The organism is Roseomonas sp. AR75 (assembly GCF_005222815.1).
GTDB lineage: Bacteria > Pseudomonadota > Alphaproteobacteria > Acetobacterales > Acetobacteraceae > Falsiroseomonas.
The window spans coordinates 562,213-574,213 of record NZ_STGB01000005.1; the positions used below are offsets into that span (position 1 = coordinate 562,213).

9 protein-coding genes are annotated in these 12,001 nt (G+C 72.1%); 1 reads left to right on the forward strand and 8 read right to left on the reverse strand.

The window, feature by feature from the left end:
• Positions 1-13: 13 nt before the first annotated feature.
• The 4 genes from E4T13_RS22190 to leuC all read right to left on the reverse strand — a co-directional run bounded on the left by E4T13_RS22190 (position 14) and on the right by leuC (position 6,408).
• Entirely contained in the window at positions 14-3,157 is a 3,144-nt protein-coding gene (locus E4T13_RS22190) for an efflux RND transporter permease subunit (protein WP_137180526.1), read from the reverse strand.
• Between the two features lie 10 nt (positions 3,158-3,167).
• Positions 3,168-4,358, reverse strand: a complete 1,191-nt coding sequence (locus tag E4T13_RS22195; protein WP_240791240.1) for an efflux RND transporter periplasmic adaptor subunit — start codon at positions 4,356-4,358, stop codon at positions 3,168-3,170.
• A gap of 91 nt (positions 4,359-4,449) precedes the next feature.
• The gene (leuD, locus tag E4T13_RS22200; RefSeq protein ID WP_137180528.1) at positions 4,450-5,040 is read right to left on the reverse strand and encodes a 3-isopropylmalate dehydratase small subunit; all 591 of its coding nucleotides are present in this window, start codon (positions 5,038-5,040) and stop codon (positions 4,450-4,452) included.
• 3 nt (positions 5,041-5,043) lie between these two features.
• Positions 5,044-6,408, reverse strand: coding sequence for a 3-isopropylmalate dehydratase large subunit (gene leuC, locus E4T13_RS22205; protein WP_137180529.1), 1,365 nt, complete (start codon positions 6,406-6,408; stop codon positions 5,044-5,046).
• Between the two features lie 48 nt (positions 6,409-6,456).
• Here leuC and E4T13_RS22210 point away from each other — a divergent pair, with 48 nt between their 5' ends.
• Complete coding sequence (locus E4T13_RS22210; protein ID WP_137180530.1) at positions 6,457-7,344, forward strand: SMP-30/gluconolactonase/LRE family protein; 888 nt, start codon at positions 6,457-6,459, stop codon at positions 7,342-7,344.
• Between the two features lie 17 nt (positions 7,345-7,361).
• Here E4T13_RS22210 and E4T13_RS22215 read toward each other — a convergent pair whose 3' ends face one another.
• Genes E4T13_RS22215 through E4T13_RS22230 form a run of 4 tightly spaced genes read right to left on the reverse strand, consistent with a single transcriptional unit; the run spans position 7,362 to position 11,975 of the window.
• Complete coding sequence (locus E4T13_RS22215; RefSeq protein ID WP_137180531.1) at positions 7,362-8,753, reverse strand: ABC transporter ATP-binding protein; 1,392 nt, start codon at positions 8,751-8,753, stop codon at positions 7,362-7,364.
• Positions 8,750-9,520 (reverse strand): ABC transporter permease, encoded by a 771-nt coding sequence (locus E4T13_RS22220; protein ID WP_137180532.1) that lies wholly within the window; start codon positions 9,518-9,520, stop codon positions 8,750-8,752. The genes E4T13_RS22215 and E4T13_RS22220 overlap by 4 nt, the downstream gene beginning before the upstream one ends.
• Positions 9,517-10,464: an ABC transporter permease gene (locus E4T13_RS22225; protein WP_137180533.1), complete on the reverse strand. Its 948-nt coding sequence runs from the start codon at positions 10,462-10,464 to the stop codon at positions 9,517-9,519. Before E4T13_RS22225 ends, E4T13_RS22220 begins: the two co-directional genes overlap by 4 nt.
• Positions 10,452-11,975, reverse strand: a complete 1,524-nt coding sequence (locus E4T13_RS22230; RefSeq protein WP_170985153.1) for an ABC transporter substrate-binding protein — start codon at positions 11,973-11,975, stop codon at positions 10,452-10,454. The genes E4T13_RS22225 and E4T13_RS22230 overlap by 13 nt, the downstream gene beginning before the upstream one ends.
• Positions 11,976-12,001 lie beyond the last annotated feature (26 nt).

Here is a 12,001-nt window from a genome sequence, read left to right on the forward strand (position 1 = left end):
GGACCCCGCCCCCCTACTCCGCCTTGGCCGTCGCGTCCTTCCGCCGGAAACGCGCCTTCGTCGTCTCCCGCAGCCACTGGAACACCACATAGAGCATCGGGATCATGAAGATGCCGATGAGCGAGGCCGCCAGCATGCCGCCGAAGACCGGCATGCCGACCGCCCGGCGGGAGGCCGAGGCCGCGCCGGTGGCGACGATCAGCGGCACCAGGCCGAGGATGAAGGCGACCGAGGTCATCATGACAGCGCGGAAGCGCAGCCGGGCGCCCATCACCGCGGCCTCTCTTATGGGCTTGCCGGCCTCGCGCTGCTCCTTGGCGAATTCGACGATGAGGATGCCGTTCTTCGCCGCCAGCGCGATCAGCACGACCAGGCCGACCTGGGCGTAGATGTCGAGCGAGAGGCCGGCGATCACGATGGCCACGAAGGAGCCCAGCACGCCCACCGCGATGGAGAGCAGCACGGGGATCGGGATCACCCAGCTCTCGTAGAGCGCCACCAGGAACAGATAGGCGAACAGCACCGCCAGCGCGAGGATGATCGCGGTCTGCCCCGCGGCCTGCTTCTCCTGGAAGGCGGTGCCGGTCCATTCGAAGCTGTAGCCCTGTGGCAGCACGCGGTCCGAGATCTCCTCCATCGCCGCCAGCGCGTCGCCCGAGGAGACGCCCGGCGCCGGCGCGCCGTTCACCGAGACGGAGCGGACATTGTTGTAGCGGTTGATGGTCTGCGGCCCGAGCACGATATGCGCGTCGGCGATGGCGCGCAGCGGCACCATCTCGCCGCGCTGGTTGCGCACATGGATGCGCCAGAGGTCGGGGATGTCGTCGCGGTCCTGCGCCTCGCCCTGGATGTTCACCTGCCAGGAGCGTCCGGCCAGGTTGAAGTCGTTGACGTAGAAGCCGCCGAGCGTGGTCTGCAGCGCGGTGAAGATGTCGCTGATCCGCACGCCGAGCGTCTGCGCCTTGTCGCGGTCCACATCGAGATAGAGCGAAGGCGTGTTCGCCGCGAAGGTGGAGAACACGCGCGTCAGCCGCGGGTCCTGGTTCGCCGCGACGATCAGGCCGAGCATCACGCTCGCCATCTCCTCCGGCGGGCGGCCTTCCAGGTTCTGCAGCTGGTACTGGAAGCCCGCGCCGGTACCGAGGCCGATGATCGGCGGGATGTTGAAGGCGAAGGTGTTCGCCGTCAGCACCTGCTGCGTCGCGCCGAAGACGCGGCCGATGGCGGCGAAGACGCTCTCCTGCGCCGATGTGCGGTCCTCGAAGGGCTTCATGCGCACGACGATGAAGGCGGAGTTGGACTGCGCGCCGTTGTCCACCAGGCTGAAGCCGACGATGGAGAGGATGCGGTCCACGCCCGGCGTCGGGCGGATGATCTCCTCGATCTGCTCGACCACGGCGCGGGTGCGCGACAGGCTCGCACCCTGCGGCAGCTGGGTCTGCACGAAGAAGGCGCCCTGGTCCTCCTCCGGCAGGAAGCCCTGCGGCGTGCGGTTGGACAGCCAGTACGTGCCGCCGGCGAAGACCGCGGTGAGCAGCAGCGAGATGACGGAGATGCGCACGAGGCGGGCGACGATGTCGCCGTAGCGGTCGCGCACCCAGTCGATGCCGCGCATCACGGTCGCCAGCACGCCGCGCCGCGGGCCGTGATGGGGGCGGAGGAACACCGCGCAGAGGGCGGGCGAGAGCGTCAGCGCGTTGATCGCGGAGATCACCATGGCGACCGAGACGGTCACCGCGAACTGCGCGAAGAGCACGCCCGAGAGGCCGGGGATGAAGCCCACCGGCACGAAGACCGAGAGCAGCACCAGCGTGATCGCGATGATCGGCCCGGTGATCTGCGCCATGGCCTTCTTGGTGGCCTCGGCCGGGGTGAGGTCGGGCTCCTCGTCCATCACGCGCTCGACATTCTCGACCACGACGATGGCGTCGTCCACGACGATGCCGATGGCCAGCACCATCGCCAGCAGGGAGACGGTGTTGGCGGAGAAGCCGAGCACCAGCAGCACCGCGAAGGTGCCGATCAGGCTGACCGGCACGGCGATGACCGGGATGATGGTGGCGCGGACATTGCCGAGGAACAGCAGCACCACGATCACCACCAGCACGAAAGCTTCCAGCAGGGTCTTGATGACCTCCTGCATGGTGTCCACGACGAAGACCGAGGTGTCGTAGAACACCGTGCTGCGCAGCCCCTCGGGGAAGCGGCGGGACAGCTCCTCCAGCGTGCGGGAGAGGTTGGCCGCGGTGGTCACGGCGTTGGCGCCCGGCGAGAGATAGGTGCCGAGCGTCACAGCGGGACGGCCGTTGAGCCGGCTTTCCGTGTCCATGCGCGCCGCGCCGAGCTCGACGCGCGCGACGTCGCGCACACGCAGCACCGATCCATCGGGGTTGGCGCGGATGATGATGGCGCCGAACTGCTCGGGCGTGGTCAGCCGTCCCTGGGTCTGCAGGTTGATCTGGTACTGCTGGTCCTGGGAGATCGGCTGCGCGCCGATGCGCCCGACCGCCGCCTGCACGTTCTGCGACTGGATCGCCTGGATCACGTCGGACGGCGTGAGGTTCAGGCTGATCAGCCGGTCCACCTCGAACCAGATGCGCATGGAATAGTCCATCGCGCCGAAGATCGAGACGGAGCCGATGCCGGGCACGCGCGCCAGGCGGTCGAGCATGTTGATGGTGATGTAGTTGGAGATGAACAGCCCGTCATGGTCCGGGTTGTCCGAGGTCATCGCGATGAACTGCAGCACCGCCGAGGACTGCTTGCGCACCGTGACGCCCTGGCGCTGCACTTCCTGCGGCAATCGCGCGAGCGCGGATTGCACGCGGTTGTTGACGTTCACCGTCGCGATGTCGGGGTTGGTGCCGAGGGCGAAGGAGACCGACAGGCTGTAGGTGCCGTCATTGGCGCTGTTGGAGGACATGTAGATCATGCCCTCCACGCCGTTCACCGCGCTCTCGATCACCTGCGCGATGGTGGATTCCACCACGCCGGCGGAGGCGCCGGGATAGCTGGTGGTCACCGAGACCTGCGGCGGCACGATGTCCGGGAACTGCGCGACCGGGATGCGCAGCATCGCCAGCCCGCCCGCCAGGGTGAGCAGGATCGAGATGACGATCGCCAGGCGCGGGCGATCGACGAAAACCGAGGAAATCATCGGCGCGCGCTCAGTTCCGCTGCGCCGGTGCCGCGGCAGGTGAAGGCGAGGCGCCTTCGCGCACCGCGGGCGGCGTCGCCGGGTTGGGCTGCACCGGCTGGCCCGCGCGCACGCGCTGCACGCCCTGGGTGATCACCGTCTCGCCGCCCTGCAGCCCGCCCTCGATCACCACCTGGTCGGCCAGGCTGCGGCCGAGGGTGACGCTGGTGCGCTGCGCGCGGTTCTCCGCGCCGACCGTGAACACGTAGTTGCCGCCCTGGTCCTGCAGCACCGCCGCGCGCGGGATCACCACCGCCTGCACCGGCTCCACGCCTTCCACGAAGACGGTGACGAACATGCCGTCGATGAGCTGGCGCTCGGGGTCGCCGGTGCCGCCGGGCTGGCTGCGCGGCGGGTTGGCGATTCGCGCGCGGATCAGCAGCGTGTCGGTGTCGCGGTTCACCTGGGTGTCGATGAACTCGATGCGGCCGGTCTCGCTGAAGATCTGGTTGTTGGCGAGGCGGATGCGCACCTGCACCGCCTCCACGCCGCCGCGGCTCTCGTAGCGGTCGCGCAGCTCGAGCCCGGCGCGCAGGCTGACGGGGAAGGCGACGCGCATCGGGTCCTGGCTGACGATGGTGGCCAGCGGGCCGGAATCCGGCCCGACCACCGCGCCCGGCGAGAAGTTGGAGCGGCCGATCTTGCCGCCGAAGGGGGCCGTGATCTCGGTGTAGCCGAGGTTGATCTGCGCGACGCGCAGCTGCGCCTGCGCGCCCAGAAGCTGCGCCTGGGCGGTGCGCTGGTTGGCGGTGGCATCGTCCACGCGCACCTGCGTGCCGGCCTGGCTGCGCACCAGCTCCCGCGCGCGGTTCAGCGCGATGGTGGCGTTGTTCAGCTCCGCCTCCGCGGCGGCGACCTGGGCCTGGGCCTGGGCCACCTGCGCCTCGAAGGGCGGGCGCTCCAGGCGGAACAGCGGCTGGCGCTCCGTCACCTCCTGGCCTTCGCGGAACAGCCGCTCCTCCAGGAAGCCGGTGACGCGGGCGCGCAGGTCCACGCGGTCGATCGCCTCGACGCGACCGATGAATTCGGTGGTTTCCGTGACCGGCCGCTTCTCGGCGGTGATGACGCCGACGGCGGGCGGCCCCTGCGGGCCGAACTGCGCCTGGACCGGCAGGGCCGACAGGAGCAGGAGCGGCAGGGCCGCAAGCAGCACACGAAGCATCGGAATCCCGTTCTGGGGCATGGCCGCACACCAGCCCTTTCGCGCCCGCGGCGTCAAGCGGCGCGTCGGCCAGCCTTGCGCCGGCCGCGCCTCAGCCGCGCGCGGTCTCGAAGGCCTCGATCTCCGGCAGCAGGGTCAGCGTCATGCCGATCTCGTCCAGGCCGCGCAAGAGGCAGTCGCGCGCGAAGGGTGGGATGGAGAAGCCGTGCGCGACGCCGGCTGCATCGGTCAGGATGTTCTGCGCAAGGTCCACGGAGAGCGTCGCGCCGGGATGCGCGGCGAGATGCGCGCGTAGCGCGGCGCACACATCTTCCGGAAGGCGCACGGGCAAGAGGCCGTTCTTCAGTGAATTGCTGAAGAAGATGTCGCCGAAGCCCGACGCCACCACGCTGCGTATGCCGAGCGCGAGCAGCGCATACACCGCCGCCTCGCGCGAGGACCCCACGCCGAAGTTGCGCGACGCCACCAGGATGCCGGCGCGGTCGAAGGGCGGCTGGTTCAGCACGAAGTCCGGGCGCCTTTCCCCCTCAGGCGTGAAGCGCAAATCGTGGAAACCGTATTGCGCGTAGCGTTCGTCGCGCGGGCGGCGCATGAAGCGCGCAGGGATGATCTGGTCGGTGTCCACATTGGACATGTCGAGCGGCGCAGCGATGGCCGTCAGCGTGGTGAAGGGCTCGGGCATCGTTCAGCCCTCCGCCGCGACGAGGCGGCCGGCGAGCGCGGAGGCCGCCGCGGAGGCTGGCGAGACGAGATGCGTGCGTGCGCCCCTGCCCTGCCGCCCGCGGAAATTGCGGTTGGACGTGGAGGCGCAGCGCTCGCCTTCCGCCACGCTGTCGCCGTTCATGGAGACGCAGAGCGAGCAGCCGCTCTCCTCCCAACTGGCGCCGGCTTCGCGGAAGATGCGGTCCAGCCCCTCGGCCTCGGCCTCGCGCTTGATGGCGGTGGAGCCGGGCGAGACGAGCATCGGCACGGCGATGCGCCTTCCCTGCAGCACCGCGGCGGCGGCGCGCAGATCGTCCAGCCGCGCATTGGTGCAGGAGCCGAGGAAGACGCGGTCCACGCGCACATCGGCCAGGCGCTCGCCGCCCGAGAGGCCCATATAGTCCAGGCTGCCGCGCCAGGCTTTTTGCCGGGATTCGTCCGGCGCCTCCTCCGGCCGCGGGACGCGACCGGAGAGGGGAACGGCTTCCTCGGGGCTGGTGCCCCAGGTCGCCATCGGCGTGATGCGCGATGCATCCAGCGTCACCTGGGCGTCGAAGGCGGCGCCGTCGTCGCTGCGCAGCGTCGCGATGTCCACCGGCTTGGCGAAGGGGCGGCCCTGGAGCCAGGCGAGCGTGGTCGCATCCGGCGCCACCATGCCGGTGCGGGCGCCGGCCTCGATGGCCATGTTGCAGAGGGTGAGGCGCGCCTCGACGGAGAGGGCGCGGACGGCGCTGCCCATGAACTCGATGGCGCCGCCGAGCGCGCCGCCGGTGCCGATCTCCGCGATCAAGGCCAGCGCCATGTCCTTCGCGGTGGAGCCGGGCGGCAGCGTGCCGTCGAAGGCGATGCGGATCTGCCGTGGCCTGGATTGCCAGATGGTCTGCGTCGCCAGCACATGCGCGACCTCGCTGGCGCCGATGCCGAAGGCGAGCGCGCCGAGCGCGCCATGCGAGGAGGTGTGGCTGTCGCCGCAGACAACCGTCATCCCCGGCAGGGTCAGGCCGAGCTCGGGGCCGGCGACATGCACGATGCCCTGGCGGGGATCGGCGATCTCGAAGGCCTGTATGCCGGCTTCGCGCGCGTTCTTCTCGAAGGTCTCGACGATGCCACGGATTTCGGGGTCCGGAATCGCTGCCGTGTTGCGGCCGCGCGTGGGAACATAATGGTCGCCGAAGCCAAAGGAGAGGTCCGGGCGGCGGACCTTCAGCCCCTTGGCCCGCAGCATGTTGAAGGCGTGGAAGCTGCCCTCGTGGAAATAGTGGCGGTCCACATAGAGCAGGCAGAGCCCGTCATCGCGGCGATGGACGACATGGGCATCCCAGATTTTTTCGAACAGCGTGCGTGGCATGGCGCGGGGGAACTTGCGGCGCGCGGCGGAGCGCCGCAAGGGTGGGACATGTGGTTCGACCCGCCCCGGCCCATCGCGGCCACGCTGCTCTCCCGCCTGCCGGACGCCCTGCGGCGCCCGAAACCCTCGGCCTGGGCGCAGGCCAATCGCGGGGGCGCGCCGATTGATTCGTTTCTGGAAGGGCCGTGCTTCGATGCGGCCGGGAATCTCTTCTGCGTGGACATCCCGCATGGGCGGGTGTTCCGCGTGAACGGGGCGCACTGGGAGACAGTTGCCGAATACGAGGGCTGGCCGAACGGGCTGGCGGCGCGCGAGGACGGGCTGGTGGTGGCAGACTACCGCCACGGTCTGCTGAGCCTCGATCCCCGCGACGGCGCCATGGCGCCGATCCTGGAGACGATGCTGTCCGAGGGGTTTCGCGGGCTGAACGACGTGGTGGTGCATCCGGACGGGTCGCTGCTGTTCACGGACCAGGGGCAGACCGGGCTGCAGGACCCGACGGGGCGGGTGTTCCGGCTGCATCCGGACGGGCGGCTGGACCGGCTGTTGGGGAACGGGCCGAGCCCGAACGGGCTGGTGCTCAACCGCGCTGCGACTCACTTGATGGTGGCGATGACGCGCAGTTGCGAGATCTGGCGCTTCGCGCTGCGGCCGGATGCGGTGGTGGGGAAGGCCAATCTTTTCTTCCGGGTGCCGGCGGGGACCTCGGGGCCGGATGGGATGTGCTTGGACGCGCAGGACCGGCTGTTCGTCAGCAATCCGGGGCATGGGCAGGTCTGGGTGGTGGACCCGCATGGGGTCTGCACGCATCGGGTGGATTGCACCGCGTTCGGGCGGATGCCGACCAACTGCACCCTGGCGCCGGATGGACGGACGCTGGTGATCAGCGAGAGCGAGTCGGGCTGCCTGCTGGCGGCGGAGATCCCGCCGGGCTGAGCGGCGGCTCCCGCGCGCTATCCCCCGAGCGCCAGGACATCCTTCGCCGCCTTCCCGGCGATGTCGCGGTCATGCGTGACGAGCAGCAGCGCCGCGCCGCTGGCGGCGAGCGCGTCGCGCAGCCGGTCCATGACCTCCTGCTGCGTCACGGGATCGAGGCGCGAGGTCGGCTCGTCGGCGAAGAGCACGCGCGGCCCCGGCAGCATGGCGCGCAGCAGGGCAAAGCGCTGGAGTTCGCCGCCCGAGACCTCGTCCGGCCGCCGGGCGAGCAGCCCGGGCGAGAGGCGCAGCGCCTCCATCCATCGGGTCGTCGCGCGCGCATCCAGGCGGTGGCGCGCGACCACCGCCTCGATCGCCTGGCCGACGGTGCGGCGCGGCGCGAAGGCGGCGACGGGGTCCTGGTAGAGCTTCTGGACGAAGGGCGCGACGAGACCCGGCGCGCGGCGCACCTCTCCCGCATCGGGCCGGAGCAGGCCGAGCAGCAGGTTGCCGAGGGTGGACTTGCCCGAGCCGCTCGGCCCGAACAGCGCGACGCGCCCGCCCGCGCGCAGCGCGACATCCACGCCCTCGAACAGGCGCTGCGCGCCGAAGCGCTTGGCGAGCCCGCGCCCCTCCACCAGCACGCCGCCGGTCTCGGCGCGCGGCCAGGGCGCCCAGGCGGCGGGCTCGGCGGCGAGCAGGCGGCGCGTATAGGCGTGGCGCGGCGCGGCGAGCACCGCCGCGGCCGGGCCGGATTCCACCACCTCGCCCTCCAGCATCACACCGACCTCGCCGCCCAGGCCGCGGGCGACGGCGACGTCATGGGTGATGGCGAGCAGGATGCGTCCGGCCTCGGCCTCTGCGCGCAGCAGCGCCGTGACGCCGTCGCGCAGCGCCGTGTCGAGTCCCTTGGTCGGCTCGTCCGCCAGCAGCACGCCGGCGCCCGCGACGCGCGTCGCGGCGAGCGCCACGCGCTGGCACATGCCGCCTGAGAGCTGGAAGGGATAGCGCCGCTCGCCGCGCGCCAGGCCGAGCGCGGCCAGCGCCTCCCCGGCACGGCGGCGCGCCTCGGCCCAGGGGGCGCGGTTCAGGAAGCGCGGCACCTCGGCAACCTGCGCCTCGGCGCGCATCAGCGGGTCGAGTGCGGCCCAGGGCTCCTGCGGCAGCATGGCGATGCGCCGGCCCCACAGCGCACGACGCGCCGCCGCGTCCAGCCGCAGCAGGTCGGTGCCGTCGAGGCGCACCGAGCCGCCCGCGGAAAGCCTGGGCGGCAGCGTGCCCATCACCGCCTGCATCAGCAGCGACTTGCCCGACCCCGTCTCGCCCAGCAGGGCAAGCGGCACGCCCGGCCGCAGCGTCAGCGAGGTGGGATGCACGATGCGGCCCTGCGGCCCGTCCACCGTCACGCCGTCCAGCACGAGGTCGCTCATCGCCGCGCGCCCGCGACGAGCTGCAGGCCGAGCACGGTCAGCGCGAGCAGCAGGCCGGGCAGCAGCACCTGCAGCGGCGCCTCCGCGTGGTAGGGCAGCAGCTCCGTCATCATGCTCCCCCATTCCGGCGTCGGCGGCCGCAGCCCGATGCCGACGAAGGCGAGGGCGGAGATGGCGGTGACCGCCGCCGCCGCGCTGAAGGCGAGCAGCGTCACCAGCATCGGCGCGAGCTCCGGCAGCAGGTGGTGGCGCAGCACATGCCAGGGCCCGAAGCCGAAGAGCCGCGCCGCCTCCACCGCCGGCCGAGCGAGCAGCGAGGCGGCGACGCCGCGGGTGAGGCGGAAATACTCGACCCAGAGCGCGAGCGAGAGACCGAGATAGAGCGGCAGGAACTCGCCCGGCGCGAAGGCGGCGAAGAGCACGACGAGCAGCAGCCCGGGGAGCGCCATCACGGCATCCGCCAGCGAGACGAGGGCGCGCTCCACGATTCCGCCGCGCCAGGCGGCGATGAGCCCGAGCGCGATCCCCGGCACCGCCGCCGCGACCGCCGCCACCGCGGCGAAGCCGAGCGAGAGGCGCGTGGCGTGCGTGAGCCGCGCCAGCATGTCGCGCCCGAACTGGTCCGTGCCCAGCGGGTGCACAGCACCCGGCCCCTGCAGCGTCGCCGAAAGGTCCTGCCGCAGCGGGTCGCCCGCCAGCAGCGGGCCGAGGATGCCGAAGGCGGCAATGGCGGCCAGCAGGGCCCAGCCGATGCGGGCGGCGGTCACGCGGCGCTCCGCCGGCGCGGATCGATCAGCAGGGTCAGCAGGTCCACCAGCGCGTTCAGCGCGACGAAGAGCAGGCCCATGACCAGCGCGGTGCCCTGCACCATCGGCACGTCGCGCGCGACCACCGCATGCACCAGCGCATGGCCGATGCCCGGCCAGGCGAAGAGCGTCTCGACGATCACCACGCCCTCGATCAGGGCGACGAGCTGCACGCCGAGATAGGCGACGACCGGCACGGCCGCGTTGCGCCAGACGTGCCGGCGCCGCACCGCGCCCTCCGGCAGGCCCTTCCGGCGCGCGAACTCGGCCGGCTCGGCATGCAGCGCGGCGGCGACGGCATCGCGCGCCACGCGGCTCGAGACGGCGGCGAGGCCAAGGGCCAGCGTGACGGCGGGCAGCACCACCTCCTGCCAGCCGCCGACGCCGGCGGCCGGCAGCCAGCCGAGGCCGACGGCGAAGACCAGGATCAGCCCGATGCCGACGACGAAGGCGGGCAGCGCGCGCAGCACGGCGGAAGCGACGAGCCCCGCCCGGTCCGCCGCAGACCCCGCCCGCGCGCCGAGCCAGGCGCCGAGCGGCGGCCCGACCAGCACGGAGATGCCGAGCGCGACCACCGCCAGCAGGATGGTATGGCCGAGATAGGTCTTCAGTTCGTCCACCACGGGATCACCGCTGACGAGCGACACGCCGAGGTCGAACCGGATCAGGCCGCCCAGCCACGCGCCGAGCTGCTGCCACCACGGCCTGTCGAGGCCGAGTTCCACCCGCACCGCGTCGGCCGCCGCGCCGGAGACGAGGTCGATGCCGTAGCGACCTGCGGCAATCCGGAAGGCCATGTCGCCCGGCAGCAGCCGGACCATGGCGAAGCACGCGATGCCGACGACGAGGGCGACCAGCAGCGCCTGGACCGCACGGGCGGCCAGCGCGCGGGTCAGTCCGCCCATCGCATGCCGGCGATGCGGTAGGAGAGTTCCAGCGGATCCACGCTGCCGCCGGCGACGCGGCGGCTGAAGGCGACAGGGTAGTCGTACCAGGCGACCGGGATCACCGGCAGTTCGGCCTGCAGGATCGCGGCGATCCGCCGGCGCAGCTGCGTCTGCGTCGCCGGGTCGGGCTCCGCGGTCAGGCGCTCCATGGCCGCGACCAACGCCGGGTCGGACCAGCCCATGGCGCCCCAATCGCCGCCCTGCGGGCCGAAATCCTGCAGCAGCGTCCCGATCGGGTCGGGCACGAGGGAGAAGTTGCGGGCGAAGAGAGCGGCTTCCAGCGTGCCGTCGCGGTGGCCGGCCGGGATTTCGCCGCTGTTCATGACCGCGACCTGCAGGTCGATGCCGGCCTCGCGCAGCTGCGCTTGCATGGCGGTTGCGACGCCGGGCAGTTCCGGGCGATCCGAGAAGGTGCGGAGCGTGGCGCGGAAGGTCTTGCCATCCTTGGCGCGGATGCCGTCCGGGCCGGGCCGCCAGCCGGCCTCGTCCAGGAGCCGCCGCGCCTCGGCCAGGTCGCGCCGCAGCGGCGGCAGGTCGGCGTCGTACCAGTCGCCGAGGCCGGGCGGGAAGAGCTGCGTCGCCGCGGATTCGGGGCTGCGCAGCAGCGCCGTCGCGATGCCCGCGCGGTCGATCGCCAGGCTGAAGGCGCGGCGCGTGCGGACATCCGCGAACATCGGCAGGCTGGCGTTCAGCTTGACGGCGCGGGTGCGCGGGATCGGCACGACCTCCACACTCAGCCGCGCATTGCGCCGGAGCCGCGCGACGGTCTCGGGTGCCAGCGTCGTCACGATCTCGGCCTGTCCGGCCTCGGCCATGGCCGCCCGCGTCTCGCCGCGTGTGACGGCCAGGTAGGAGACGCGCTCGATGGCGGGCGCCACGCCCCACCAGCCCGCGAAACGCTCGGCATCCAGGCGCTGCGGGGCGAGCAGGTCGGTCAGGCGGTAGGGTCCGGTGCCGATGATCGCGCGGACCGCCCCGCCCGCATCGTAGGCCGCCGGGGCGAGGATGACCGTGCTGCTGTGCGCCAGGAAGGCGGGCAGCGAGAGGAAGGGCCGCGCGGTGCGCAGCACGACCTCGCCGGCCTCCGCCGCGATGCCCTCGATCGGCACCTGCGCCAGCGGGCCGGGACCGCCGCGGGCGCGGCGCAGCGACTCGGCCACGGCCGCTGCGGTGACGGGCGTGCCGTCGTGGAAGGTGGCGCCGGCGCGGAGCGCGATGCGCCAGGTCACCCGGTCGTCCAGCAGCCGCCAGCCCCGGGCGAGGGACGGCACGAGGGCGCCGCGCTCGTCGGTGCCGACCAGCGTCTCGGCGATCTGCATGCGCTGGAAGACGTAGCCAGAGCGGGCCGGGTCGAGGCCGCCGATCTCCCAGGGCGCGACGACGCGCAGCACGCGGGCGGGCTGGGCATTGGCGCCGCGCGCCAGGGCGGGGGCCGCGAGGGCGAAGGCGAGGAGGGGGCGTCTCTGCATGAGGCGATAGTATAACATTCCAATGC

Coding starts and splice junctions, on each gene's coding strand:
- E4T13_RS22190 (WP_137180526.1), bottom strand. CDS start 3,157: ATGATTTCCTCGGTTTTCGTCGATCGCCCGCGCCTGGCGATCGTCATC.
- E4T13_RS22195 (WP_240791240.1), bottom strand. CDS start 4,358: ATGCTTCGTGTGCTGCTTGCGGCCCTGCCGCTCCTGCTCCTGTCGGCC.
- leuD (WP_137180528.1), bottom strand. CDS start 5,040: ATGCCCGAGCCCTTCACCACGCTGACGGCCATCGCTGCGCCGCTCGAC.
- leuC (WP_137180529.1), bottom strand. CDS start 6,408: ATGCCACGCACGCTGTTCGAAAAAATCTGGGATGCCCATGTCGTCCAT.
- E4T13_RS22210 (WP_137180530.1), top strand. CDS start 6,457: ATGTGGTTCGACCCGCCCCGGCCCATCGCGGCCACGCTGCTCTCCCGC.
- E4T13_RS22215 (WP_137180531.1), bottom strand. CDS start 8,753: ATGAGCGACCTCGTGCTGGACGGCGTGACGGTGGACGGGCCGCAGGGC.
- E4T13_RS22225 (WP_137180533.1), bottom strand. CDS start 10,464: ATGGGCGGACTGACCCGCGCGCTGGCCGCCCGTGCGGTCCAGGCGCTG.
- E4T13_RS22230 (WP_170985153.1), bottom strand. CDS start 11,975: ATGCAGAGACGCCCCCTCCTCGCCTTCGCCCTCGCGGCCCCCGCCCTG.